This window comes from Citrobacter sp. Cm046, assembly GCF_030333065.1.
Classification (GTDB): Bacteria; Pseudomonadota; Gammaproteobacteria; order Enterobacterales; family Enterobacteriaceae; genus Citrobacter; species Citrobacter murliniae.
The window spans coordinates 164,895-191,003 of sequence record NZ_JAOWGP010000040.1 but is presented as its reverse complement, the minus strand read 5'-3'; the positions used below and the strand labels follow the sequence as shown (position 1 = coordinate 191,003).

At 49.4% G+C, this 26,109-nt stretch carries 20 protein-coding genes and 3 pseudogenes; 5 read left to right on the top strand and 18 right to left on the bottom strand.

Translation table 11 applies throughout. The features are described 5' to 3' along the window. Window positions 1-341: 341 nt before the first annotated feature. The gene (locus OGX98_RS12960) at window positions 342-7,259 is read left to right on the top strand and encodes an autotransporter outer membrane beta-barrel domain-containing protein (RefSeq protein ID WP_286595362.1); all 6,918 of its coding nucleotides are present in this window, start codon (window positions 342-344) and stop codon (window positions 7,257-7,259) included. Between the two features lie 344 nt (window positions 7,260-7,603). Further along, the gene (locus tag OGX98_RS12955) at window positions 7,604-8,323 is read left to right on the top strand and encodes a hypothetical protein (RefSeq protein WP_200009983.1); all 720 of its coding nucleotides are present in this window, start codon (window positions 7,604-7,606) and stop codon (window positions 8,321-8,323) included. 627 nt (window positions 8,324-8,950) lie between these two features. On the opposite strand, the gene OGX98_RS12950 is transcribed toward OGX98_RS12955, so the two are convergent. The 14 genes from OGX98_RS12950 to OGX98_RS12885 all read right to left on the bottom strand — a co-directional run bounded on the left by OGX98_RS12950 (window position 8,951) and on the right by OGX98_RS12885 (window position 17,505). Further along, window positions 8,951-9,799, bottom strand: a complete 849-nt coding sequence (locus tag OGX98_RS12950) for a DUF4942 domain-containing protein (RefSeq protein ID WP_047358705.1) — start codon at window positions 9,797-9,799, stop codon at window positions 8,951-8,953. 80 nt (window positions 9,800-9,879) lie between these two features. Beyond that, on the bottom strand, window positions 9,880-10,119 hold the full coding sequence (locus tag OGX98_RS12945; protein ID WP_075206725.1) for a DUF957 domain-containing protein: 240 nt from the start codon (window positions 10,117-10,119) through the stop codon (window positions 9,880-9,882). Then, window positions 10,113-10,604: a DUF5983 family protein gene (locus OGX98_RS12940; protein ID WP_047358706.1), complete on the bottom strand. Its 492-nt coding sequence runs from the start codon at window positions 10,602-10,604 to the stop codon at window positions 10,113-10,115. The genes OGX98_RS12945 and OGX98_RS12940 overlap by 7 nt, the downstream gene beginning before the upstream one ends. Next, window positions 10,601-10,981, bottom strand: coding sequence for a TA system toxin CbtA family protein (locus OGX98_RS12935; protein WP_047358707.1), 381 nt, complete (start codon window positions 10,979-10,981; stop codon window positions 10,601-10,603). The genes OGX98_RS12940 and OGX98_RS12935 overlap by 4 nt, the downstream gene beginning before the upstream one ends. Window positions 10,982-11,038: 57 nt before the next feature. Next, entirely contained in the window at window positions 11,039-11,404 is a 366-nt protein-coding gene (locus OGX98_RS12930) for a type IV toxin-antitoxin system YeeU family antitoxin (RefSeq protein ID WP_047358708.1), read from the bottom strand. A gap of 21 nt (window positions 11,405-11,425) precedes the next feature. Continuing rightward, window positions 11,426-11,647, bottom strand: coding sequence for a DUF987 domain-containing protein (locus OGX98_RS12925; RefSeq protein ID WP_047358709.1), 222 nt, complete (start codon window positions 11,645-11,647; stop codon window positions 11,426-11,428). A gap of 13 nt (window positions 11,648-11,660) precedes the next feature. Further along, a complete protein-coding gene (gene radC, locus OGX98_RS12920; RefSeq protein ID WP_047358710.1) occupies window positions 11,661-12,140 on the bottom strand; it encodes a RadC family protein in 480 nt (159 codons plus the stop codon). Window positions 12,141-12,152: 12 nt separating this feature from the next. Then, window positions 12,153-12,626 (bottom strand): antirestriction protein, encoded by a 474-nt coding sequence (locus OGX98_RS12915; protein ID WP_047358733.1) that lies wholly within the window; start codon window positions 12,624-12,626, stop codon window positions 12,153-12,155. A 268-nt stretch (window positions 12,627-12,894) separates the two neighbouring features. Next, window positions 12,895-13,713, bottom strand: coding sequence for a DUF932 domain-containing protein (locus OGX98_RS12910; RefSeq protein ID WP_047358711.1), 819 nt, complete (start codon window positions 13,711-13,713; stop codon window positions 12,895-12,897). A gap of 117 nt (window positions 13,714-13,830) precedes the next feature. Beyond that, window positions 13,831-14,082: a DUF905 family protein gene (locus OGX98_RS12905; RefSeq protein WP_047358712.1), complete on the bottom strand. Its 252-nt coding sequence runs from the start codon at window positions 14,080-14,082 to the stop codon at window positions 13,831-13,833. A 190-nt stretch (window positions 14,083-14,272) separates the two neighbouring features. Beyond that, on the bottom strand, window positions 14,273-14,740 hold the full coding sequence (locus tag OGX98_RS12900) for a YfjT/YkfB family phage-associated protein (protein WP_047358713.1): 468 nt from the start codon (window positions 14,738-14,740) through the stop codon (window positions 14,273-14,275). A 96-nt stretch (window positions 14,741-14,836) separates the two neighbouring features. After that, window positions 14,837-15,238, bottom strand: coding sequence for a hypothetical protein (locus OGX98_RS12895; RefSeq protein WP_047358714.1), 402 nt, complete (start codon window positions 15,236-15,238; stop codon window positions 14,837-14,839). A 205-nt stretch (window positions 15,239-15,443) separates the two neighbouring features. Continuing rightward, window positions 15,444-16,331: a GTPase family protein gene (locus OGX98_RS12890; RefSeq protein ID WP_047358715.1), complete on the bottom strand. Its 888-nt coding sequence runs from the start codon at window positions 16,329-16,331 to the stop codon at window positions 15,444-15,446. Window positions 16,332-16,506: 175 nt separating this feature from the next. Then, window positions 16,507-17,505 carry a hypothetical protein gene (locus tag OGX98_RS12885; protein ID WP_048998125.1) on the bottom strand — a complete coding sequence of 333 codons (999 nt, stop codon included), beginning with the start codon at window positions 17,503-17,505 and terminating at the stop codon, window positions 16,507-16,509. A 1,191-nt stretch (window positions 17,506-18,696) separates the two neighbouring features. Between OGX98_RS12885 and OGX98_RS12880 the strand changes: the two genes are divergently transcribed. The 3 genes and pseudogenes from OGX98_RS12880 to OGX98_RS12870 form a co-directional block, all read left to right on the top strand. Beyond that, the gene (locus OGX98_RS12880; protein ID WP_048998124.1) at window positions 18,697-19,284 is read left to right on the top strand and encodes a YagK/YfjJ domain-containing protein; all 588 of its coding nucleotides are present in this window, start codon (window positions 18,697-18,699) and stop codon (window positions 19,282-19,284) included. An 86-nt stretch (window positions 19,285-19,370) separates the two neighbouring features. Next, the gene (locus tag OGX98_RS12875) at window positions 19,371-19,577 is read left to right on the top strand and encodes a helix-turn-helix transcriptional regulator (protein ID WP_047358716.1); all 207 of its coding nucleotides are present in this window, start codon (window positions 19,371-19,373) and stop codon (window positions 19,575-19,577) included. Between the two features lie 108 nt (window positions 19,578-19,685). After that, a pseudogene (locus OGX98_RS12870) lies at window positions 19,686-19,895 on the top strand (DUF7828 domain-containing protein); the annotation flags it as partial. Here OGX98_RS12870 and metK read toward each other — a convergent pair. From metK to fdnG, 4 genes and pseudogenes are all read right to left on the bottom strand, one after another. After that, window positions 19,859-20,790 (bottom strand): annotated as a pseudogene (metK, locus tag OGX98_RS12865) (methionine adenosyltransferase); the annotation flags it as partial. The pseudogenes OGX98_RS12870 and metK overlap by 37 nt on opposite strands. A gap of 435 nt (window positions 20,791-21,225) precedes the next feature. Continuing rightward, window positions 21,226-21,879 (bottom strand): annotated as a pseudogene (gene fdnI, locus OGX98_RS12860) (formate dehydrogenase-N subunit gamma). Beyond that, window positions 21,872-22,759 (bottom strand): formate dehydrogenase subunit beta, encoded by an 888-nt coding sequence (fdxH, locus tag OGX98_RS12855; protein WP_048999123.1) that lies wholly within the window; start codon window positions 22,757-22,759, stop codon window positions 21,872-21,874. Before fdxH ends, fdnI begins: the two are co-directional and overlap by 8 nt. Window positions 22,760-22,771: 12 nt before the next feature. Beyond that, on the bottom strand, window positions 22,772-25,822 hold the full coding sequence (gene fdnG / locus OGX98_RS12850) for a formate dehydrogenase-N subunit alpha (protein ID WP_075206749.1): 3,051 nt from the start codon (window positions 25,820-25,822) through the stop codon (window positions 22,772-22,774). Window positions 25,823-26,109: the final 287 nt, after the last annotated feature.

Sequence of the window (26,109 nt, the reverse complement as noted above, 5' to 3'; positions counted from 1 at the left end):
TTTATTTGTTGTGATGTGAGTGTGTTATGTAAATTACAAAATTTATACATATCATTATCAACCATTTGGTTGTTTTTTGTACTTCGCTAACATAAAAATCTTTACTGACTTAAATTTATAGTCATATTATCTATATAATGTATAATTTTCGATATAAATAGATATTGCTATGCTTGAGTAATACCATCCGTCGAGTACAAGTTGCTCAATGTTTCAGCGGAAAACTTCCAGCGAAGAAGTCGTGTCCGTCCGCTGTATATTCATGAGTTCATCTACTGCTATGTGACCACGAAAATTTGCCAGTAAATAAAGGCATCGTGGAGTCCTTCGGAAAGGTAATTATGAATAAGATTTATAAAGTGGTATGGAGTGTGTCGCGCTCGTGTGCAGTTGTTGTTTCTGAATTGGCTAATCGATCTGGTGCTTCAGTAGAAACTAATAGCGACGTAGGTATTCGAGTTAATAACTATCGCTTTAATTTATCAACGTTGGCGTTAAGTATAATTGGTGCAGTATTCGCGACGCAGTCGGTAAATGCTCTGGCCGCTGATTATGTGCTGCCAGAATACACACCATATACCAATAGTAATGGTGTTGGTCAGCTTGTTGTTGGCGATGGTGAAACGATGAATATCGTCACAGGCGCTAAAGGATATGGCAGTATTGCTTCCGGGGCATCTGGTTTCCAGACGATGACAATTCAGCAGGCAATGGATAGCGGGTATATTTCATCTGGTAGTGAAAATATAAACCTGAAACAAACGACATTAGGTGGTCGTACGCACAGTATTCAATATGTCGATCCTGTCACTGGAGCCTCACGCACAATACAGGTTTACGACAGTAATAATTTCTCCACTAATAATATCGGCGATCTGACGACATATCTGGGGGTTGCAGTTGGCAACGGACAGTATGTCAATATGAAGCTGGCAACCGTAAAGTCGGGTGGTGAGCTTGATGTCAATATCGGTTCAAAGGGAAACGATTGGGCAGAACACACAGAGAACAAGTTTAACGCTGTCACTAAGGTTTCCGGGATTTATAACGTTGAGACCAGCGCCAGCGATACAAAAGATGCCGTACTGAACTACAACTCTAAAACTATCGTGCAAAGCGGTAGCATCGGTAATGTCGCGGATACTTCTGGAAAAACGTTTAGCTTTAATACCGCAACTTACAATGGCACCTTCTCCAGTGCGTTAGGCCAGTATACCGTTAACAATATTGATGATTTAAAAACCTATAATGATGCCCTGGTGAAGGCTGTTGAGGCGGGCCAACTCTCACCTGCAGACTATCAGGCGGAGTTAAACAAAGCCTATTCCACGGAACAAAAAAGCATCCACTTCGATACCAAGATCCCGGCCGGCGATGCTGTATTGCAGCTTGCAAACCGGGATGTGAATAGTTTCATAAAAGCTACCGGAGCGCACTCTGTCGTTAATATTTCTGCTGATGCAAATATTCAGGCTGTGTTCAGTGATACCTCCGTGGTGACATTGACCAAAGGCGCCACGCTGAACAACAACGGTACGTTAGGGACCGCTGCTGGTGCATCGGGGGGCGATTATGTCATTTCGGCACAGGACAGCATCGTGAATAACAACGGTGTTATTGACGGGGGTACCAGTCTTGATGTGAAAAACGCATGGGTCGGTGCGCATACCGCGATTCTGTCGACAGGTACCACGAAAGTGCAGAATGACGGCATTATCAACCTCGCTTCTCACCAGGATATTTATAACGCTTACGCTTTGCTGATGAACGACACGGCAACGTTTATAAATAATGGCGTAATGAATATTGCGACTGGCGGTGAACCAGTGCAATCCATCGATAGTGTATACACCTACGGTGTATTTGCTCAGCATAATGTCGTTGCGACAAACAACGGGACTCTCTATATCGGACGTACCGCCCAGGCGGTAAAAGATGAAACGACCAGTGAGGTTGTGGTGACGCTCCCCGCCATTGGTATGTATGTGAAAGGTGGGACTATCAATAACCCCGGCAACATTACTATCGGGGAAAAAGTAGAAAATGCTGTTGCTATCAAGGCGGATGGTAGCGAGTCGCCAGATGGCATCAGCGTTAAGCAAAATGGTGTTATCGATATCAATGGTACCGGGTCAGCGCAAAATACCGGGCTGATGGGTATTAACGGCGCGAAAGGTCTGGAAAACAGCGGCAAGATCAATCTGAATGGGTACAGTGCCAGCGGGATTGAGCTACAGGGAGGGAGCGAGGCGATTCACTCCGGCAGCATCAACATCACCAATGGCAGTACAACCGACAGTACGCAGAAAAACATTGGTGCCTGGGTTGAAGGATCGGGTTCACGACTGACCATGAGCGGGAGTGTCAGTCTTGCTGCAGATAACGCGATTGGTCTGCATGTTCGTGATGGCGGTACGATCGATATTACCGATACGGGTAAAATGTCTTTTGACAGTGGTAAGAACCAAATCGGTTATTTTGTTTACGGTAGCGGTTCTAAAGTCAACGCATCCTCTTCGACCCTGCAGGACGTATCGACTGAAGGGTCAACGCTATACCGTATTGAAGGCGGTGCAACCTTTGATGGTAGTGGGTCATCAGGTACGACAATGACGGCATCAGGCAAAGACTCCACTATTCTGCAAGTGACGGGGACGGGAAGCCATTTTGATTCCGGTTCGCAATCATTGAGCATCACGGGCGACGGTGCCACTGGCGTGCGTGTGGAAGGCGGTGCTGATGGTGTTATCACTAAAGATGCGGTGATTGTTAAGCTCTCCGGTAAAGGGACCACTGCCGGGATTGTTGATGGTAATTATTACGATCTGTCCGGGAAAGTTGATGCGAGTCTGAAGGGCGACTCTGTACTTACCAGCTATGCCACATTGAATACCAGCAACACAGCGGATGGTGCCTTCGGCTACATCGCTCGCAACGGTGGTACGCTTAACCACCAGGGTACTATTGATTTCGCCCAGGCGGGCAGCACTGGCGTCCTGGTTTCTGGCGGCACGCTGAATAACGCTGGTGATATTAACGTTAATGGTGTCGCGGTCAGTATTGAAGGTGCTGATTCGGTTGTTAAAAACGATGCGACGGTAACCGCGACGGATGGCACAGCAGCCTATCTTGTTGGCAATGATGCCTCGCTGAGCTTGACCGGTTCGGGGGAAACCAAAGCAGCAGGAGACGCGCATGGCATCCTGCTGGCTAACGGCGCGAAAGGCCTGACTGTTGATGGCGCTACCATTACGATGGACAGCGCTGGCAAAGGGAGTGCTATTGAAAACGTCGCTAAAATTGCGGGCATCCAGTTAAAAGATACTACTGTAAGCGTAGGTAACGGTATTGGTATTCATACCGGCGCATCGCTGGCGCAAACCAACTCCGGTACTGTTACCGTAACGGGTAGTGGCACGGGGATTTTGTTTGAAAATATTGACGGTAGCGAAACCGATCAAACGCTGGATATGTCCGACTCACGCAATCTGGTGATCAACGTCGAACAGGCTGCAGGCAAAGGGATTGTCACCAATGCGTCAACCGATCTGAAAACAGGTGTCAGCGTTAACGTGCTCGACAGTGACGGCGGTGAAGCGCTGATTATTGGGGGGACAACCAAAAATGTTGAACAATCTGGTGAGCTAACCTCGAAGTCAACAAGCCATGCGGTGGTCAACGCTGATAATGGTGCACTGGAAAGTTTCATTAATAAAGGTGTGATTAAAGCGCTGGATGCCTCGCAAAAAGCAGTGGAAATGCTGACGGGGGCCGGGGTTGCGTTTACAAACGCCGCAGGCGCGAGCATTGTCGGACAGGTTAATCTGATGAGCGGCGATAACACGGTTACGCTGGATTCTGGTAGTACGGCCACGGACGTCACGACCGGAAGCGGTAACGATTTGTATGTGCTCAATGATATTAAAGAGACGGAGACATCGCTGTTTACCAGCCTTAATGGTGGTGCGGGTGGAGATACACTTCAACTGAAAAACGCGCAGTACATCCTGAATCGTACTGATGCTATCAGTGGTATGGAGCATATTGATCTCACTGCTGGCTCCGTATTTACCGTTGATAATGTCACATTTGCGCTGGGTGATAATCAAAACGATGCTGCTGATACTGGTTATAGCGTCGACGAGACCAGCACGCTGTCGCTGAAATCCAATAGCACGTATGTCTTTAACAGTCATCTGGCGGGTACCGGTACGGTAGAGGTGGATGCCAGCGGTAATGCGTTCGATTTTACCAGCAACAATGCAGCAGACGGATTCAATGGCACGCTGGCGCTGAGCAACAGCACCTTTGAACTGGCGGGGTTGAATACTCTGGCGCTGAGCCAGGCGACATTAAGTGCGGGTACGGGTAGCGTGACGCATGTGGCTGTTGGCGAGCAGAAGATTGGAGGACTCGCCTTTAACGGCGGTACGGTCAGTTTTGACGGTGTGACCCCTGGGCAGAGTAACGCTGAAGGGACTATTCATTCAGGGAAGATGGATCTTTCCGGGCGCGGTACCGTGCAGGTTGATACTGGCACGATCAGCAACGATCGTCCGCTGGCTGATACCACGCAGTCACTGCTTGAACAGGACGATGCGCAGTCGCTGATCCAACTGGCTACCTCAGATACCCCTGTTTCAGGCGGTGCGGGTAACCTGACGCTGACTGATAGCAATGGCAATATCATTAGTGATGGCGTGGAAGTCGATATCAGTCAAAACGGCGAGGTCGTGGCGAAAGGGACTTATGACTATCGTCTCACCGGCGGTGCGAGTGATGACGGCCTGTACATTAACTATGGCCTGACGCAGGTAGAATTGCTGGCATCTGGAGATAATGCGCTGGTACTGGATGCAAACGGCAAGACCGGCAATGCGGCGGATCTCAGCGCCCGTGTAACCGGGAGCGGAGATTTGGCGTTTGACAGCCAGAAAGGCCAGACGGTATCACTGTCCAATCAGGATAATGATTATACCGGCGTTACCGATGTACGCAGCGGCAACCTTCTGATGCAAAATGATAATGTTCTTGGGCAGACCAGCGAACTGCGTCTGGCGACAGAGTCCGGGTATGATATGAATGGTCATCGCCAGACTATCGGTAAGCTAGCTGCGGCAGCAGGCTCTTTGCTGAATATTAACGGTGGTAGCCTGACACTTGAGCACGGCGGCTCAGCAGACGGTGTGTTAACGGGAAGTGGTGAGCTGAATGTGAATGCCGATACGCTGACCATTACTGGTGAAAACAGTACGCTGACGGCGACAACCACCATCGCGGAAGGTGCCCGCGTGTTAATGAACACGACCCTGGGCCTTGGTTCGGGTGATATTGTAGCGGCAGGAACGCTATCGATCGGTAAGGCCGCAGGCAATCTATACAATAATATCAGTGATGCCGGGCTGGTTGAACTCAACGGCAGTGATGTTGTGCTGGTAGGCAATAACAGCGCTTTCACCGGTCAGTTCTCTATCGATGCGGATTCCCAACTTACCGCTTCTATTGCAGAAAACCTGGGCAGTGCGGATGTGAGTAATACGGGCTCTCTGGTATTGAACAGCGACACTGACTGGCAACTCAATAATGATGTATATGGTAGTGGTCGAGTGACCAAACTGGGCGCAGGCTCCGTTACCGTAGGTGATAACGCAGCCTGGACCGGGCAAACGGATATTGAGCAGGGCGGCTTAGTGCTGGGCAACGCAACGTCGCCGGTTATCCTTGCCAGTTCACAGGTGAATGTTGCGACATTTGGCATGCTCTCTGGTGTCGGTGGTGTTGCTGGCAATGTGAATAACGCAGGGAGAGTGCAGGTTGGTACCGGGACTGGCGATGATCTTCTGTTTACGGTGGGAGGCAATCTCACTAACAGCGGTACTATTAAGACCGGCGTGAATGGCCAACTGGCGGGCAACCAACTGGTAGTTAATGGCAATTATGCGGGTAATGACGGCCATCTTTCATTAAACACTGCTTTGGGGAATGATGATTCCGTAACGGATAAGCTGGTTGTGAAGGGTGATACCAGCGGCACAACTTCAGTTAGCGTCACTAATGCTGGTGGGAAAGGGGCTGCCACGATCGACGGTATTGAAGTGATCCACGTAGACGGGCAGTCGGATGGTGAATTTACGCAAGCAGGTCGTATTGTGGCGGGCGCTTATGATTATACTCTTGGGCGTGGTCAGGATGAGAACAGTGGCAACTGGTATTTGACCAGTGGTAAAACAGATCCAGACCCGGATCCGAAACCAGATCCTGATACTGATAAAGATCTGCGCCCGGAGGGTGGGAGCTACACGGCAAACCTGGCGGCAGCAAATAATATGTTTGTTACCCGTCTGCACGATCGTCTGGGTGAAACCCAGTACATCGACGCGCTGACAGGCGAGCAGAAAGTGACAAGTATGTGGATGCGTCATGTCGGTGGACATAACAACTGGCGTGACGGTAGCGGCCAGCTGAAAACCCAGAGTAATCGCTATGTAATGCAGATTGGTAGCGATATTGCCCGCTGGAGTGGCGATGGGCTGGATCGCTGGCATCTTGGCGTGATGGCCGGGTATGGACATAACAACAGCAATACGCGCTCCTCATCTACAGGTTATCGTTCTGATGGTTCCGTGAATGGTTACAGTGCTGGGGTCTATGCAACATGGTATGCCAATGATGAAACGCATCAGGGGGCTTATCTGGATACATGGGCGCAGTACAACTGGTTTAATAATAGTGTCAAAGGCCAGGGTATTCAGAGTGAATCATACAAATCGAAAGGGATTACCGGATCGCTGGAGCTGGGTTATACGCACAAGCTCGGTGAATTCACCGGAAGTAAAGGTTCTGAAAACGAATGGTTTATCCAGCCGCAGGGACAAGCTATCTGGATGGGGGTTGAAGCAGACGATCATCGTGAATCGAATGGTTCTCACGTCAGCGGCAAAGGAGATGGCAATATCCAGACTCGGCTGGGAGTCCGTACTTTCCTGAAAGGCCACAGTGCAATTGATGATGGCAACGCACGAGAGTTCCAGCCGTTTGTGGAAGTGAACTGGATCCACAATACCCGTAACTTTGGCACAACAATGGATGGGGTCAGTATCCGACAAGAAGGCGCACGTGATCTGGGTGAAATTAAAACGGGTGTTGAGGGGCAAATTAATCCGCAGCTCAATATCTGGGGTAATATTGGCGCGCAGATTGGAGATAAAGGTTATAACGATACTTCAGCGATGATTGGTATTAAATATAACTTTAAGTAACTCAAACTAACTAGATCGAATTCAGTCAGTCCTGGCAATTGACTGAGTTCGAGTTACTTTTTTGGTGCCAGAAAGCAAAAAACCAGCCCTAAGGCTGGTTTTTCTAAATAGTGGTGTCTGGAATCGGATTCGGGGAACTTAAATACTCGTGTCTGGATAGAGTATTTTATGCTAAGTTTTAGATAAATAATCTATCGCATGTTAGAGAGTGTCGATATTAATGGCTTCCTAAGGTAAATATTTAATACGTTATATTTATGTTTTGTTGCATTTACTGCGGTTTATAGCGAACTTGATTTTTTTGTGTTCTAATATTATTTAGAACAGTTTTTAAGGAGTTATATATGGAATACATTCCAATTTTTCTGGCTTTCGGTTCTGCTCTGATAGCAATTATCGGTAATACATGGGACAAGAATGAGTCCGGCCTAAAAAAACTTACGATTCCAGGACGCTTCACACTCGCTTTAGTAGTTTTTGCACTCATTTACTCATTTGTTTCTACGTATCAACAGCGTGAAAATGAACAACATATTAAATTAGAAAAACAAAAGCTTGGCAAAATTATAAACTTAGAAATATCAAAAAGTTTGAATTCTATAGCATCACCTTTTCGAAGTCTTTACATTGAAAATAATGGTGGTAAATACATCAGTGATAACAACATCTCTTTTGATTTAATGCTTAAGAAGCCGATGCTGGAAAAGGCTCAGAACACATGCCTGGAATTGCGACCAAAGACTTTCTTCTCTGTGCCTGATGGCGGCACATGGAATGATATATTTCGTACTCATATAACATCTGGTATTAATCGTCTCGATAGACTGGTAGATCGCTATGGTTCCTCAATGAGCGTGGATATGCTGGATGCTATCAATGACCTTCAGGTCAATGGTTATTTCAGTTGGTATGCATATAGTATTCCTCGTCGGGAGAGTTCTTCCAGATCAGAAAATGCTATTCCTCCATGTGCTATTGGGCAAGCAATAGGGGTTCATAAAGTGTATCTGGAAATGCTAAAAAAAATTGAGGTTTTGAATGATAGTGAGACGCTTGTTCGTTGAACACGCGTTATGAACTATTTATATGCAGATATCAGTGGATATGTGAGCATACTCATTTTAATTATGCGTACTTTTTAATAGTTCCGGGGCTTCAGTCACAAGCCGGTATTTCGTTCGGAAGCACCTACTGCTGAGCAAAACGTTGCCACACCTTGTATCAAAAAAACGAGCGCCGCTCAGCGAGAGGTTGGTGACATTTGCAGTCAGAACGACCACAAATCTACTGCATCCTTCAGAAAGCAAAAAACCAGCCCTAAGGCTGGTTTTTCTAAATTTTGGTGCCGGACTCGGAATCGATGTTTTGTTTTATTTTTATGATTTGCAATCAAAATTTTTGATTTGATTATATTTATACCCTCATTTGTACCCTCATTCCCGATTGGTATGAATCCGAAACCCGAATCGGTGACGATAAGGGGGATACTCGCCTCAGGCTGATGTGTTGATACTTTATGATGGTCCTTTGTTTGGTGACGCTCCTGGTACGTTACAGAATCCAGTAACAAACCACCAGAAGAAAAGCACCAGGAACGCCAGTATCATTTTGTCCATAAGCAGGCGAACCTGGCAAGGGGTTTGTTTAACACTGCACTGGTACTGACATTTCACATATGCGCAGGCCCCTGATTACTGTCCGGATGCCAGCATTCCAGGGTAGTGACGGGCGATGATGTCATTCAGCTTATCGACCAGTTCTTGCCGCTTAAAGGTGATATGAGCAGTTCCCTTCTGAAAGTATTTGATTGCAAACATCTCATCCTCGTAACGATTGCTGTGCCTGTTTTCATGGATATGATCGGCGAGACGACGGGTGACGTCGGCACGGTTGTCGGGAACCGGTTTTCCGTCCAGAAGCATCAGCATCCGCTCAAGGTCAGCTAACCGATCGTGTTGCCTGCCCCAGAGAAGCCCAAATCCCCACCGGTCACATTTGACTAGTCCACTGACGATGATTTTCCCTCCAAATTTACAGGGGCTGTTCGTCTTAAAATCCCAGCTCAACCCTTTGAAGACGTTAATGACACCCCGCTCAAACACATCACCTTTATTCAGATGCAGTTGCTCAAAAGTGCTCAGAATGTTGGCTTCGCTGACTGCAGGAATGTTCTCTCCCTCAAGGTTTCTGTACCACTGATCACGCGCCTGAGCGTCCATGATGGAAAGCATCCCTGACTTTTTCATTAAATCGCGCCATATACCACGATCGAGATTACGGGTAATGGCTTTCATCGCTGTTTCTCTTTTTTCCATCAGCCAGCAGCCACAGCGAAAGTCCTGCTTCATAGCCCAGTCCAGCGCGGTTTTGCCACCGATACTGCGGGTCAGGGTTGAAATATCGTCGAGTTGTTGCATTAGCTCTTCGATCTGCGCCAGCGCGGCATTACGTCCGGTGACGATGCGTTCAATGCTGGTCGAGCAAATCACATCGGTATGGTCGGTTAATATTTCGGGTTCGGTGAGAGTGAGGTCTGGCATCGTTTCTTTCCTTTTATAAAATAAAACGTCAGTCGGTCAGGACTGGCGCTTATGTGCGTGTGATAAGTCTGGCTCGGGGGCTAATCTGTTCTGGCCTGTTGCAGAAGCTGCAGATGGCGGAGATCCCGAACATCTTTGAGCGCCTGTTCAATCCAGGGCAACAACTTTGCTGAGCCGGTGTTGCCTTCGTCGTTGTCGAAGATGATCCTCGTACCGCTATCGATATTGTCCTGCAGCCAGCCAGTCAGACTATCGAGAGCGATTTCAGTGGTTAACTCTGGAAATAGATATTTTTGTGGTGATTGATGTTGGGTTACCAGTCAAATGTGGGAAAACCTGGCAGCACTTCGCCACAGGCATCAGGATGAATAATGCTGACGGAGTAACGACGCATAAGTGCTACCACCAGACGACGACAGGCTTTCGACAAACCGAGGCGTTTTAGCCGCAACACCGGAAATGACCACGCGCTCAGACGGAGCAGATAGCCGGTGCCCGAAAAATGGATCCATTCTGACTCGCTAAAGTCTTCATGCTGATGCGACTGTTTGTACAGCAGGGTGTTGTCGGCTTCGGTGATATGCGCGGTACTGCAATGGATACCGGTAAGGTGGGCGGCGGGTAGTAATGGATCTTCAACAACCCGCTTTCCGGGGGTATCAGCAATACGAAGTGAATATCCGTTGTCGCAGATCGCGTTAATAATGTCGTTCAGTTCAATGCCATCGATATCCACGATGATACGACCCATGTTGAGGGCCAGTATATTGATAGCATCGGCTTCTGCCGTCAGGGATAGTTTCATGAATGTTGCTCCTGAGCTGCATTTCCAGCGATGAGAAGAGTGATCCTTTTATACCCGTTACGTTGCATCAAACCCGTTGCCCGTCTGGCCCGGAGAATATCAATCACCCCGATAAAAGGGGACTGATGCTTAATGGAGAAACCGGGACGATCAATCCGCACCAGTTCAGATTTTTCAACGAGAAAATTGAGTGCATCTGACAGTGAGATACCGGCGTCAATATATTGCGTAATAATCTTCTCATCGGAAAATTGCGTGTCGCTAAGCGAAAGGCCGTAATGTCTTTTTAACAGATACGTAAGAAGTTGCTGCCAGATTTCAACGGGCGTCGGGTGTGACGGTGCCTTCCGCGTCGGGATGGCGGATAAGGTCTGCATAATAAAATGTTCCTGAATGAAGTCGGGTTAAAAAGAATGAGGGATTATGGGGTGGGATTACCGGGTTATGCTGTTGTCTGGTGTCGGATACATTGCTGTATAAATGTAGCCATGTGATCCGAGGGAATCTGCTTCACAGGTCAGCCCTTTTGCATATAACGTGACACAGTGCTGATGGCGGGGATTGAGCTCACCGGAAACCAGCATTAATTCCAGCTGTTTGAGCAGTGCCGGAAATGCCTGATCGAGATGGCGTAAATCCGCATCGCTGAACACACCGGCGATACTGGCCCGATCAGCCAGATAATGCAGGCGGTTGCCTTCCTGTACCAGTCGTGCGCCAAAACACGGAGTGATGCCCGGTTTCAGCCCCCACCAGGGCTCAGAGACATCATGGTTTACTGGAGGTAGTTGATTCGACAATTTAGTGCTCCTTAATTAAGGTTAATTGAGCGTGACGCTACGCAAAACGACATACGGGCCGTTACGGTCCTGGCGGCGTTCAGCGAATACAGCCAGCACACCACTGATATCCTGCACCTCCCGGCCGGCATAGTGGCATATACTGCCGGACCACTCGTATTTCCCTGTACAGAAGCGAAACAACCGGGACTGCGGGTGTTGACGGTATATTGCCATTGCCTGACGTTTGCTGATTATTTTCATCGCTGTTTACTCCTTAGAGCCAGCCGCGTTCAGCAAAGGAGACAATATCCATCCCGCCGATGATCAGATGGTCCCGCAGGCGAATGTCAACCAGTTCCAGAGCCTGTTTCAGGCGTTCCGTAATCAGCCTGTCGGCTTTACTGGGTTCAGCCTCCCCCGACGGGTGGTTATGCGCAAGAATGGCTGCGGCAGCGTTATTTTTCAGGCCGGATTTAACGACCTCACGCGGGTGAACGGTGACAGTGTTGATCGTCCCCAGGAACAGTGTGTCGTGGGCTATCAGTCGATTCTGGTTGTTAAGCCACAGGACGGTGAAAGCTTCGCGGTCAAGTGTGGCAAGCTGCAGACGCAGCCAGTCACGAACGGCATGGCTGGAGGTAAATGACGTGCCGGGTTCACGTAGCTGGCACTCCAGCAGGGTTAAGGCTTCCCGGATAGTGTGTTGTTCTGATGACGTTAATGAGGCGGCAAATAGTGGTAACTGTTGTTCCATACCAGAGCTCTCTCAGTCAATGATGCGCATAATGGCGTTGCATTCAGCGTGGTTAATCGCGTAATCGCGCAGGCGGTAATAGTGTCCGGTCATGGCATCGCATTCCGTGCGACAGGCGTGGTGGCTGTAGGCGATGAGACAGACCGCAACCCCGGCGGCTTCAGCGCTCATCTCCGCGCCGTTGCCGTTCATGGGGTTAAACAGCGTCCATTTCTCATCGTCGCCTTCGTCAGCGTCCGGGGCCATATATGCCCCGCCGTTGGCCAGCGTATAAAAATTCCAGATGCCCCCGCTGTAGTGCTCACAGAAACGCTCCATCCACGCAAAAACAGCCGGTTCAAGGATTATCCATTGTGGAATGCTGCCAAAGTGCTGCGGCCAGAAGGCAATGCGCTGTTCATCCGGTACAGGTGTGCAGACAATTGCGACTGCGTGCTGTTGTTCCGGGGATGCTGAGTCGACGGTATTGTCGTCCAGGGTGAGCATGTTGTTCATTTGATTTCCTTTGTATTTTCAGGTGGGTTGTTGAAACGAAGTGACGGACAGGACTGTGCGTAGCCATTCTCGTCACAGCGTGAGGGCCAGTGCCCCTCAGGGATACTTACGCTGCACATGCTGAGTTCACCGGGACGATAAAGAAGGTGAGAGCACCAGGCGGACAGGTCGGCATCAGAGATGGAGCGGCAGCCTTGCTCACTGATCAGGGAGAACGGATGTGGCTAAACCTGAATCACGCCGCCGGGAATACACTGCATTACTTCAGGCTCCCGAGCAGGCTTTCCGCCATTACCCACAGGGCGCGGTTGAGCTTCACGTCGCCGTCAATGCCGTTAACCGCACGGGTGTGGGCCCGTTTACCTTTCGTTGTTCTGCCCGGCAGGCCGCCTTTAATCAGGTTTTCCTGGATACGCTGGTAGGTGGTCCACAGGTCGGAGCTTTCATCCTGCCAGCGTCGCGCAGACAGAATCTGTGCTTCCGTCACCGGCTGGTGCTCTTCCCCAAAGCGGTACGTCAGGGCGGCTCTGGCAAACGCCTGTTGTGCCGGCGGAGGAAGTAGCAGTGACTGCATGGCATCCCGCTTCTCCTCCACCCGGTCAAATATCCCCAGCACCTCATAAGCCCCTTCAATGACTTTCTCCACCACATTGCCCTTGTGCGGTACGCGAACCTCACCAAAGGTTTCGCCACAGACAAGTCCGTTCTGGCAGACAAAGCGAAACAGGCCCGGCAGCATCTGGTATGAGCTGGAGCCGTCGTGGCTGTTCAGGAGAATGATTTCGGGGACCTGTTTGCCGGTGATTTGCCCCTCACGCCGCAGACGCAGCATGTGCTTTGTGTGGTCGCGTTTATTCAGGTCGCGAACGCGGGTCTGGCAGGCAAAGAACGGCTGGAAGCCTTCCCGCTGCAGATTATCAAGCAGTGTGATGGTCGGGATATACGTATAACGTTCTGAGCGTGATTCGTGCTTTTCTTCACTGAATACGCTGGGGACGTAATGGGACAGTTCGTCGCGGGTCAGTGGGCGGTCGCGGCGTACGAGACTGGCCGCACCAAAACGGCTGGCTAAGCGCATGGTTAATACCTCTGATATCAGGTTAAAGGGCATAAAAGCAGAAAGGCCATGCTCCGGAAGGTGCATGGCCTGTGGGGGACTGTGTTCTGTTGAAAAAAATGAGCAGAACTTCGCCACTCAGTGGCTCAGTGGCTGTGGTGACACAGGGATACCGTCGCTGATGAGACAGCGGTTCAGCATCTCTCCGGCCTGCGGGGCAAAATTCCAGTCCCGCCATATCAGCATTTCGCTGCAGTCGCGTATGACCAGCCGAAAATGGGTGCCCTGGTCGTCTTCGACAGTGACGTTGAGGTAGCGTGCGACCATGGCTTCCGCCTGTGCCCGGGTGAAGGGGCCGGGTGGCAGCGACGCATTATCAGTATTCTGCATATCTGATCCCTGATGAGAAATAAAAGAAAACACCCCGCTCAGGTGAGCAGGGCGTCGGCGGTGTGAAATACTGGTGCAGTGGTCAGGGCTGGCGGGTTTGTTCTGCCTGAGCCGGGATATCCGTCATGGACTGAGGTTCCTGTTGTCGTGAGCGTGAATGAATTCAGAAAAAAGGCGTTACCGGCCTTTATTACGGCAGGGCATATTTCGGCAGACAGCCGCTGTCCCCGAACGCGGGAAGGACCTTCCCCGCACCGTTAAGCGTAAACACGGCTGCCTTTACGCCCTCCCCGGACACAATGACCCGCTTACCGGTGCGCAGTTTATCCCATGCCCATGCCACGTTGTCTGAGCCCACATGTGACTCGCTGTCACTGACGCTGACAGGCTCCTCATCGTCAATTTTCATGTCCAGCGACTGGCCGTTATCCATCCTGACCTGATGACCGTTTGCGTCGGTGAAGGTCATGGTGGCCGCTCGTGAGCCGGTGTCTTCGCAGGTCAGGTAAAGCTGCGACTGTCCTTTCCCCAGAATCACAAACTCAGACATCCCCTGACCCCAGCCGCTGGCCCAGATATCACGGTTACCAAAGGCCTGTGACACTGCCGGAGTCAGGGCAGATATCAGAAGAGTGGAAAGCAGTATTTTCTTTTTCATGGTATTCCCTGAGGGTGATGGTTAAGACGATACGGGTCTCTCCTGAAGGCGGTGAGACGCGTTAAGAAAGAGGGCGGATAAGTGATACTGGCCATATCACTGGCTGACGGTGAATGTGCCCTGGTCGGTGAACACCCTGGCCTCAACAAAATTGCAGGCTTTACCAAAGTCGAGCGTGTGACCAAATTTCCAGAAGACACTGTCAGCGAAGGTCATTTTGCGGGGTGTGAACGGTTTATCTGTGGGCCACCAGCCATCCACGTTCCGGCCCCTGTAGGCTATTTTTCGGTGTGTCAGCATCGGGCATTTTCCCCGGTTAACATCGATTTTCTTTATCATAACGGTGTCGGTTTTTGCTGTCACGGTGACATAGACGCAGCCATAGCATTCATGACCGGCATGGCTGACCTCCACTTTAACGGGCATATCGCTGCCGGCCAGGGAGGGAAGTGAGGTGAACAACAGACTGGCGGTCAGCGCCATAAAAAACCTTTTCATTACTTTTCTCCGGATGAAGGCATTCCTGCAATTCATCGCATTGATTTTTAATCAGTAAATGGCTGAATACAGTATCCCTGAGGGATTCTATAACCGGAAATTCATCATGAATAATGAATAAAACCGATCGGGTCGATCGACAAAATCGATCGTGACAGAGCCAGATTATTTATCGAAACGGAAGACAGGCTTATCGATGTGGAAGTCAGCCAAAGAAGAAGGACCAGACGGTTCGGGCAGCACGGGCCACTGTGTGTGTGACGGTCTGAAGTGCATAACGTGCAGCCTGCGGCAACGGGGCCAGGTCGATGACCGCGTCAATCACTTCCACCACGGCATCGCCAAAGCTGTTGCGGGCGGTACTGATAATGCCGGGGGTGTGGTACCCGCTCTGCAGGTGAGGCACCAGCGGGCTGCGGGCCTGCTTTGGGAGACGGGTAATCATCGCCTCCACCAGACGGGGAAGGTGGTACCGTCCCCTGACTGACACCGGAAGAATATCCGTCTCTGCTGTTCCCATCTGACGGGCGACGGCCTGGCGCTTCTGCGTAATATGCTCACTCTGTGATACTGAAGGCTGTGCCGACAGCCAGTTCCACTGTTCAGCCGGTTCGGTTTTATCCACCTGGTTGAGGACCCACAACACCGGTGGTAGCGGTCCGCTGTATTGTGTGAATACCCCCTGATAAAAATGCTCTTCCACCGAAAACGCCCGGTCATCGGCCTTCAGCACCCACAGCACCATATCGAGTTGCGGCATGAGTTCGCGGTACAGCTCACGGTATTCATCGTCGCGGCTAATACTCTCCCCCACACCGGGCAAATCCACCAGTGTCAGGTAATGACTGCCGAAGCGCAGGCGCACACGTTGTGGCTGCCGGGTGCAGGCTTCCACGGCATTCACCGCACAGACTTCGCTACGGAACAGCGCATTACACAACGAGGATTTTCCGACGCCGGTTTTGCCCATAATGCCAATCACGGGTTCGTATGTGACGAGTTGGTTGAGTTCCTGGAGAAGATGCTGACGCAGGGCGCGGGGATAGCGTCGCAGATGGCGACGGATAAGGGCATAGCCCGAAGGATGTTTCATATAAGCCTCGGCATAATAAAAAAGGCCATCCGGTGGGGATGGCCTGACTGAAGTAAACGGGAAGGAATTCATTGGTGTGATATATATCTGATATTTTTTTAAAATATAAAATACCTGTGCCGTCGGGTCGAGATATTACATCTTATCTGCATTTAGGCGTATTGATTACATCTGTTTATACGGACTTGCGTATCTGGATTTTTGCTTTTTTATTTTTCCTTTTCTTACGTTCTTCTGTGTTGAGGTAAGTGAAATTATTGGAACTGGTTCTGGTTCTCACTCCAGGAATGCTATTATATATTTGGGACTGAAGACGGAAAAAAGTGAGGTATCCTTTTCGGTTATGACAGATGGTATTTCTGTGTTCATCATTGATTAAATCTAAAATTTTAATTTCTTGCCCAACATCCACTACCTGTGTGGCATTATGGAAGCGTAACGGATCGTTACGTTTATTTTTTAATCGCGGACCATCTGAAAACTTGTAACAAATAACCATGGGATATTCCTGCCGTTCCGGTACCCCTGTGTTTGCCCATTTATTATAAATATCTGACGAAATATAGGCACTGGCATAGGCGTCAGGATGTTTGATGAAAAAGAAGTTAACAAGATAAAATGGCTGATGCCCAACAGTCATCAGGATTAGTCGTGAATAACCCCGAACTGATTTATATAACGGGTCTGACATTATTTGTTTTTTTAAAGAGGTAAAGCGTTGTCTGAGTTCCATCAGAGACCTGGTGAATGTATTCTCTGCACGGATAATCTTGTTATCATTATCGGGAAGATAAAAAGAAAATGTAATCATTTCAATCTGGCGATATTGTTTCACCATTGAAAGATAATGATTGCTGAGGTAAGTCTGAGTATATTCTTTTTCAGTAATTGCTCGTATTAGTTCTTTTTTGTTTTCAGAAGGGATCCTTTCGCTAAGGATGATTTTCTGATTTCTGTTATTCATGTTGGGACGCCGGAAGTCTCGTTCCCCACTGGTGTACTGGATACGGTACAACTTATCCAGCAGATCATACATACCGTAAGGTGGCTTGTTATTCCTGAAAGCGGTGAACAGATATTTCCTGCTAATGTCACCCCATGTATGTTCGGGTTTTTCATAAAACCGATCCTCCCTGCGCAACTCAAACACCCGGAAATCATCCCATATCGTCATACCTCGTTCTCCTTTTTGTGGCTGACAGGTGATACCTTAGCCTGGGAAATTTAGTCCAGATTGTACTCTTTTTTACTGTAAATGCAGCGGTATTATAATCTTTTTTTGTGGTTTTTTATTTACAATTGATATTGTAACTAACTGATTATAATGTGCTGCTATGATGTGGTTGTTGCTAATTTCGCTGATTGGATCAGGTTGATCTGTTCTTCATTACTGGCAAGTAGTCAGTGTCCGTGGAACTGAGTAGGGGGAAGTAACGATATACAGTGGATATGTAAGCGGTGGACGTACGGAGGAACGCCCTGTTTTCAGAGACCGGCATCAAACCGGACAGAATGTGTTACAGATACGCTGTCAGGGTAAGCCGTTGTGAGAGGAACAATACGATAACAGATAGCGCTTCTATATTTTGTTTGTGATAAATAAAAATAATAGCGGAGATCTTTTAGGCTGGAATGTGAAGGTGTTCCCTGAGTCTGCTACCCCCTGAGTAGTGAATGAATCCGGTTAGAGGGGAGTGTGTCTGATTGTCCGGTATGTGCATTTCGGTTGTAGGTCTGAAAAAATATTCGTAAATATATTTACGTTTTTCGAGTGTTCTGAAAAATGATAACTTGGTTATTTATTGCCTGCTGGTTTGTATGTTGTTTTTAGCCTTTTTTCATAAGGAGTATTTTTGTCAGGATGCTTTTCCTTCCGGGATACTATCTTCTTCGCACTGGTTCGTTACGAGAGTTGATGATGGTAATGGAAAGTTTAATATGTTATTTAGAACGTGTGTTTTGAGTATTGTTGGTTGTCACATTTTTGTACTAATTTAGGTATTATTATTGTTACTTAAGGAAGTCAATTATTTACGTTTGATAAAACAATCCATCTCAGATATATTTGAAAGAAATACACTATTTTAAGTCAGTACGATAACTCTCCATAACATTAAACAACAAATTATTCTCCTCCATCAAGTAATACACCCTGCCCGGTGATGCACTTAATATTCTCTCAGAATAAGTTCCTTTCACAACTGAATTATATCATGACAGTGTTTTCAGTATCGCATCATTCTTAATCATCTCTCGTTACTCGTCATTCAGTAAACGCGGGTACATATTTTTTGAACTGAGCATTTGAGTCATTACAATTTGATATATCTCTCTTATCCAGTGTTAACCACAGGAGAGAAATAACATGACTTATCGAATTAATGAGACTTATACCCTTAACGATGAATTGTTTCATGATCTGACGGATCATATGGAACGTATGCGCGACCGTTACTCTGACATTATTCCTCTACGTATGGATTTCGCTTATAAGACGACCAGTCGCCGTTATGCTGATCGTTATCGGGATCGCTGGGATATGGACATGTACCGGCTGGCAGAAAGAGTTATGAGTGCGGGTGTTGTTATTGGTTATGTGTGGGTGATGGAGTTCACTTATCGGCATGGCCTGCACTTTCACGCCATGTTTTATCTTGATGGACAACGTAAGCGGAACTGTTACTGCTCTGCGCGGGTGATTGCTGAAGAGTGGCGAAGCATTACGGATGGTGAGGGGATATTTGAGAACTGCCAGAAGAAGGTTTACCACAAAGTTAACGGTGCCAGATGCCTGCACCACTCAGACAGTGAAGGCTATCAGGACCTGGCGTTTATTCTTAGCTATCTGGCTAAGCAAGAGCAAAAAGAAGACTGTGAAGACCCTGTATTCTGGCTGAGTGAGATAAAGCTCAGAGGACGGGGAGGAAGGCCCCGAATCAGAAGTATCGGTTAAAAATTACGTCAGTGCGTCATTGTTTGAAGAAGTCTGCGTTCACCATACCTGACTTCTTCTCCCTTACCACCAACGGAGAACAAACGATGACCACACCCACCAGCCTGCTTAACGATAAGTTTGTCGATATGGCGTTTATCACCCAGCTCACGGGCTTGACGGATAAATGGTTCTACAAATTGATACAAGACGGTGAATTTCCTAAACCCATTAAGCTGGGCAGAAGCTCTCGCTGGCTTGAAAGCGAAGTGGAAGCCTGGCTACAGCAACGCATTGCAAAGTCCCGCCAGTGAGTGATTAAACGCAACCACATCTCCCACCTGATTTAATCGTATGACCTGCACTGCTGCCCTTTCTGGGATGGTTTAGCCCTGCGCGTAATCCAGCAAAGGACCAATACTATGTACGCAAAATCGTTTATTGCTCTCGATGGCAATCGACGTCTCACTGGTTCGACCACTGCACAGCTTTCCCCTTACGATCACTACTCCTGTCACCTCTGCGGCAGCGCTCTGATATTCCATCCGGAATGGGGTTCCAACCGTCCGTGGTTTGAACACACATGGGAAGATCTGACGGAAACCGGGCGGGGCAGGCCGATGGCCCATCCCAACTGGACTTTACAGCGTGAGGCAAGCCCGGCGGCAACGATGTTTTTCGCCACATAGCGAGCAGCGTAGGCTGCGGAACGATCAACCTTCGACGGGTCTTTACCGGAAAACGCGCCGCCGCCGTGGCAGGCTGCACCGCCGTAGGTATCGACAATAATTTTACGGCCCGTTAGGCCGCAGTCGCCCACCGGCCCGCCAATCACAAAACTGCCTGCCGGATTCACCAGAAAGCGGGTTTGCGGCGTAAGCCAACGTGAAGGTATCACCGGTTTGATAATCTCTTCGATGACCGCTTCACGTAGCGCGTCCAGCGAAACGTCTGAGCTGTGTTGGGTAGAAACCACAACGGTATCTACCGAATGAACGTGGTTATCCTGATAGCGCAAGGTAACCTGGCTTTTGGCATCGGGAAGTAAAAACTGCAGCCGTTGGGATTTGCGCAACTGCGCCTGGCGCTCCATCAGACGATGGGCGTAAACCAGCGTGGCGGGCATTAGTTCCGGCGTTTCGTCACAGGCGTAACCGAAGGTGATACCCTGATCACCCGCGCCCAGCTCTTCCATCGAGTGGCCGCGAATACCGTCAGCAATATTTGCGGACTGTTTGCCGAGAATGTTCAATACGCCGCAGGTATTACCATCAAACCCCAATCGAGAATGGTTGTAGCCAATCTCTTTTATGGTGTTGCGGACAATCTGCTCGATATCCACGGCGGCATGGGTAGATATTTCTCCTGCGACAATAGCGATACCGGTTTTCACTAGGCATTCACAGGCAACCTTACCCCACGGGTCTTGTAGGAGTAGGCATCCAGAATGGCATCGGAAATTTGGTCCGCCATTTTATCGGGATGCCCTTCGGCAACGGATTCGGAGGTAAACAGGTAATCGTTCAAAGCGAGGCCACTTGTCTGGAGGGTTTATTCCTATCTTAGGGGGGAACCAGACAAGTGGGCGTAAACTATCTTGCGGGCGTGTTGGACTATTTTGTTTTCATTATCGGGCCAGCGCAAAATCACGCTATCGCCGTATAATCCCCCGGGGTCACGACTTTTCGATAATCAGAGGGGGCCATGCCAGTCTCTCCCCCTTGATCAAGGATAGTGTAGCATCGACCCGTTGAACTCACTGCGAGGAACGGGTGTTGTTTACCGTGCTCTGTGTCAATTAACGGGGAGCAGAACAATTGTGCCATTCATATTTAGAGATCATCCGGCACAATCAATCTTCTCTGTGCATTCCACAACCCATCATCTGATAAATGTAGTCTAGTGCTAATGGGATGATGTGTATGACCAATGTCAGTTATAACATTGGCCACACTATTATTGTTATTTGAACCGAGAACGTTGAGCGTCTTTACTTGTGGTATCTATTTCACGACACCAGCGAGGATGGTGTTTCTTCGCCCAGCGTCGACTCACTTTCCCTTCGATCATACCTTTAATTGAACCTTTTACCCAAAACGCCATGTACATATGGATCAGAATGGCGTGGATCAGCACAATGGCTGCTGTCGCGTGGATTAACAAACTCCAACGAACAATGTTAATTGAGAAATAATGGGCAAAGTAGGGCCTCTAGATAATAATGCCGGTAATCAGTAATACCAGAATTAGACTCATGATGCTCCAGAACATCATTTTCTGCCCTGCGTTGTATTTCCCAACATCAGCGACTTTATGCTCATTGCCTTTAAGTACCTCAACGATCCCTTTAATCCAGGGGAGGTCCTGTTTATCGGGAATGTTGTGGTGTACAAAACGGACGAACATAAACATCAGCACGATGAAAATCATCACCCCGAAAAACGGATGTAGAATTCGCCCCATTTGCGGTGTACCGAAAGTTTCGGTGAGCCATTGCAACGTCGGGAAGAACAGCGCAATACCGGAAAGCGACACCAGGAAGAAGCTTATTACCACCGTCCAGTGACAGGCCCGGTCGATGAATTTGGTGCGCAGAATCATTTTGCTTTTACTCATGACCGTTCTCCTCTTCATCATCATCCGTCTCTTTGTTTGGGCCGACTCCCACGTAGTGGTAAATCAGCCCGGCAAAGGTGGCGATAAATCCGGCGGCGGAGAGTGGTTTTAAAATCCCCTTCCAGAGGTTTACTGGTGCGGCGATTTTTGGCTCATCCGGCAGATTGTGGTACAGCGATGGTTGATCCGCGTGATGAAGTACATACATCACGTGGGTGCCGCCGACCCCTTGCGGGTTGTAGATGCCCGCATTGGCATAGTCGCGTTTTTTCAACTGCGCCACGCGAGTTTCCGCTACATTGAGCATCTCTTTTTTGGTGCCAAACTGGATAGCGCCGGTCGGACAAGTTTTCACGCAGGCCGGTTCCTGGCCCACGCTGACCCGGTCAACGCACAGCGTACATTTGTAGACCCGGTTATCTTCGGGATTAAGCCGGGGAATATTGAACGGGCAGCCAGCAATACAGTAGCCACAGCCAATGCAGTGCTCGGACTGAAAGTCGACAATCCCGTTGGCATACTGAATGATTGCTCCAGCGGATGGACAGGCATTCAAACAGCCGGGATCGGCGCAGTGCATGCAGCCGTCTTTGCGGATCAGCCATTCCAGCTTGTCATTCTGGGTGGTTTCGCTAAAGCGCATCACCGTCCAGGACTTAGCGCTGAGATCGGTCGGGTTGTCGTAGACTCCGTTGCAGTAGCCCACTTCATCGCGAATATCGTTCCACTCTGAGCAGGCGACCTGACAGCCTTTACAGCCAATACAGGTAGTGACATCAATTAATTTCGCCACTTCTGCACGGTAATCCCGCGCCTGGGGCGGCGGCGTAATGCTGTTCGTCGCCGAGCGTTTAATAATATCTTGTGATTGCATAGCCATGAGTTCCCTTCCTTACGCTCGCTCGATGTTGACCAGAAACGCTTTATACTCCGGTGTTTGCGAGTTCGCGTCACCCACCGATGGCGTTAACGTATTGGCGAGGAACCCTTTGCGTGTGGCGCCTTCAAAGCCCCAGTGACAAGGGATACCGATAGTATCGACCTGCTTACCATCGATCGTCAGCGTTTGCAGACGTTTGGTGACCACCGCCTTCGCTTTGATAAAGCCGCGTTTCGACATCACTTTCACCGTATCACCTGCCGCAATGCCTTTTTTGCTCGCCAGCGCCTCACCGATTTCGATGAATTGATCGGGTTGAGCAATGGCGTTGAGCAGCGCATGTTTGGTCCAGTGGCGGAACAGCTCGGTAATGGAGTAAGTTGTGGCGACGTACGGGAAGGCATCCGCTTTACCCATATTGGCGATATCGTCATGGTAGATACGTGCAACCGGGCTGGATACAACATCCGGGTGCAGCGGGTTGGTACCAATAGGCGACTCAATGGGTTCGTAATGTTCCGGGAATGGCCCGTCGTTCATTTTGTCGATGGAAAACAGACGCGCTACGCCTTCCGGGTTCATGATAAACGGACCAACGTTGCTGCCCGGTGCGGCCTGGCCGTAGTCGGCTACGTCCATACCGGCCCATTTTTTGCCATTCCAATGCAGCAGGGTTCGTTTGGGATCCCACGGTTTTCCTGATGGATCGGCCGAAGCGCGATTGTAGAGAATACGGCGGTTGGCAGGCCATGACCACGCCCAGCCCGGTGTGCAGCCCAGACCATATGGATCGCTGTTGTCGCGATTGGCCATCTGGTTGCCTTGTTCTGTCCAGCTTCCGCAGTAGACCCAGCAGAAACTGCTGGTCGAGCCGTCATCGCGCAACTGTGCAAAGCTGCTGAGCTGCTGGCCTTTTTTGGCTATAAGCTGGCCTTTGTCATCATAAAGGTCTTCAAGCGCCTGGCCATTTGCTTCACGCGCAATCTCTTCTGGGTGTGGGTCGTATGGATCTTTATAATTCCAGGCAATATTCAACAAGGGTTGCGGATTCGCTCCACCTTCCTGTTGATACAGCTCGCGCAGCCGCATAAACAGGCGACCAAGGATCTTCCCGTCATGTAAGGCTTCACCTGGTGGTTCTGCCGCAGCCCAGTGCCACTGCAACCAACGTCCGGAGTTAGCGATTGAACCATTTTCTTCAGCAAAGCAGGAAGAGGGCAGACGGAAAACTTCGGTCTGAATATCTGCCGGGTTTACATCGTTCATCTCGCCATGATTTTGCCAAAAATTGGACGACTCAGTGACCAGCGGATCGATAACCACCATATATTTCAGTTTTGAAAGCGCGCGAGTTGATTTGTTTTTATCCGGAAACGCCGCCAGCGGATTGAAGCCCTGAACGATGTAACCATTAATCTTCCCTTCGAGCATCAATTCAGCCTGGGTCATTACGTCATACAGGCGCTCCCATTTAGGTAGCCAGTCGTAGCCCCAGTTATTTTCCACAGTTGCATTGTCGCCCCAGAAACTTTTCATCATGCTAACAAAGAACTTCGGCGTATTTTGCCAGTAATTGACCTCATTCACGCCTAGCGCAGGCGGCGTGATTTGCGAAATATAGGTCTGGTAGTCTGGCTGTTTTTCCGACGGCAGCGGCATATAGCCCGGCAGGTTCGTCGACAACAAGCCAAGATCGGTATAGCCCTGAATATTGGAGTGGCCACGTAAGGCGTTAACGCCACCGCCCGCCATGCCTATATTGCCCAGTAGCAACTGGAGCATAGCGGCGGCGCGAATAATCTGTGCCCCGGCGGAGTGGTGTGTCCAACCCAGCGCATACAGAATAGTGGCGGTGCGGTCAGGCACGCTGGTGCTGGCGAGAATTTTGCAGATACGATTGAAATCTGCCACGGAGGTCCCACACAACCGGTTAACCATTTCTGGCGTATAGCGGTCGACGTGGGCTTTCAGCAAATTCCACACGCAGCGTGGGTGAGACAATGTTTCATCACGCAGGGCATTACCCTGTTCGTCAAGCTGATAGAACCAGCTCGATTTATCGTACTGGCGTTTGTTGTCGTCATAGCCACTGAACAAGCCGTCGTCGAACTGATAGTCATCACGGATAATCAGGCTGGCGTTGGTGTAATGGCGCACATAGTCGTGCTGCACCTGGTTGTTTTCCAGCAGATAACGGATTACACCGAGCAGGAATGCGGTGTCGGAACCAGCGCGTATTGGCGCATACAGATCGGCGACGGCGGCGCTACGGTTAAAGCGCGGGTCGACTACCACCACGGTGGCGTCGTTTTTAGTTTGCGCTTCGACTACCCATTTAAAGCCTACCGGATGTGCCTCAGCGGCATTGCCGCCCATAATAAGCACTACGTTGGCATTTTTAATATCGACCCAGTTGTTGGTCATCGCACCACGTCCAAACGTTGGTGCAAGAGCAGCAACAGTGGGGCCATGACATAACCGTGCTTGACAGTCGATAGCGACCATACCTAGTCCGCGAGCAAATTTACCGTCGAGGATCCCGGTTTCATTACTTGCCGCTGAGGAGCAGAGCATGCCCGTGGTGGACCACCGGTTGACGGTAACGCCCAGGGCATTTTTCTCAATAAAGTTGGCATCGCGATCATCCTTCATGAGTCGGGCAATACGATTAATCGCATCCTCCCAGCTAATACGCTGCCATTTATCCGAACCCGGTGCACGATATTCGGGATACTGCAGACGGGTTTCACTATGAATATAATCCAGCACGCCAGCGCCTTTAGGGCACAGCGAACCACGGCTCACCGGATGATCCGGATCGCCCTCAATATGGTAGATACTTTCTTTGACGTTTTTGGCTGAATCGCCAAGGCTGTACATCAGCATGCCGCAGCCTACTGAGCAGTACGTACAGTTATTACGTGTCTCTTTTGCTTTTAAGAGTTTGTATTGACGGGTTTCCGCGTGAACGGAAAAAGATGATAAGAATCCGAGAGATGCAACAGTTGTTCCTGCCATACCGCCCGCGCAGATTCGAAAGAACTGCCTCCGGCTGAGCTCCATGTATCCTCCAGCTTAAACTTAAGACTTGAAAAGGGAGGGTATTATAAGAATACCTTACCAATTAAACCACTAATCAGGTGTGGGTAACTGTACGGTGCAATATCCAGATTTTATCTGACGCCGCTTTACATGTTCCTGCTTCAACTGCGGGAAGGACATCCCATGATGTACTTGCAACGTTAGGCATGTGGCGAGCAATAGCACTAAGTAGCGGCTTATCTTTAAGAGCTGTGGCTAACTTGATTTCTCCTTCATCGATGCGTTAGTCACTCAAGCGGGTCTTCTGG

Excerpts from the sequence above, each read along its gene's own strand:
- fdnG (WP_075206749.1), bottom strand. The coding sequence starts at position 25,822 with ATGGAGCTCAGCCGGAGGCAGTTCTTTCGAATCTGCGCGGGCGGTATG.
- fdxH (WP_048999123.1), bottom strand. The coding sequence starts at position 22,759 with ATGGCTATGCAATCACAAGATATTATTAAACGCTCGGCGACGAACAGC.
- OGX98_RS12960 (WP_286595362.1), top strand. The coding sequence starts at position 342 with ATGAATAAGATTTATAAAGTGGTATGGAGTGTGTCGCGCTCGTGTGCA.
- OGX98_RS12895 (WP_047358714.1), bottom strand. The coding sequence starts at position 15,238 with ATGAAAAGGTTTTTTATGGCGCTGACCGCCAGTCTGTTGTTCACCTCA.
- OGX98_RS12900 (WP_047358713.1), bottom strand. The coding sequence starts at position 14,740 with ATGAAAAAGAAAATACTGCTTTCCACTCTTCTGATATCTGCCCTGACT.
- OGX98_RS12950 (WP_047358705.1), bottom strand. The coding sequence starts at position 9,799 with ATGCCAGACCTCACTCTCACCGAACCCGAAATATTAACCGACCATACC.
- radC (WP_047358710.1), bottom strand. The coding sequence starts at position 12,140 with ATGGAACAACAGTTACCACTATTTGCCGCCTCATTAACGTCATCAGAA.
- OGX98_RS12940 (WP_047358706.1), bottom strand. The coding sequence starts at position 10,604 with ATGAAACTATCCCTGACGGCAGAAGCCGATGCTATCAATATACTGGCC.
- OGX98_RS12955 (WP_200009983.1), top strand. The coding sequence starts at position 7,604 with ATGGAATACATTCCAATTTTTCTGGCTTTCGGTTCTGCTCTGATAGCA.
- OGX98_RS12890 (WP_047358715.1), bottom strand. The coding sequence starts at position 16,331 with ATGAAACATCCTTCGGGCTATGCCCTTATCCGTCGCCATCTGCGACGC.
- OGX98_RS12885 (WP_048998125.1), bottom strand. The coding sequence starts at position 17,505 with ATGACGATATGGGATGATTTCCGGGTGTTTGAGTTGCGCAGGGAGGAT.
- OGX98_RS12925 (WP_047358709.1), bottom strand. The coding sequence starts at position 11,647 with ATGAAAATAATCAGCAAACGTCAGGCAATGGCAATATACCGTCAACAC.
- OGX98_RS12880 (WP_048998124.1), top strand. The coding sequence starts at position 18,697 with ATGACTTATCGAATTAATGAGACTTATACCCTTAACGATGAATTGTTT.
- OGX98_RS12905 (WP_047358712.1), bottom strand. The coding sequence starts at position 14,082 with ATGCAGAATACTGATAATGCGTCGCTGCCACCCGGCCCCTTCACCCGG.
- OGX98_RS12915 (WP_047358733.1), bottom strand. The coding sequence starts at position 12,626 with ATGCTCACCCTGGACGACAATACCGTCGACTCAGCATCCCCGGAACAA.
- OGX98_RS12910 (WP_047358711.1), bottom strand. The coding sequence starts at position 13,713 with ATGCGCTTAGCCAGCCGTTTTGGTGCGGCCAGTCTCGTACGCCGCGAC.
- OGX98_RS12935 (WP_047358707.1), bottom strand. The coding sequence starts at position 10,981 with ATGCAGACCTTATCCGCCATCCCGACGCGGAAGGCACCGTCACACCCG.
- OGX98_RS12875 (WP_047358716.1), top strand. The coding sequence starts at position 19,371 with ATGACCACACCCACCAGCCTGCTTAACGATAAGTTTGTCGATATGGCG.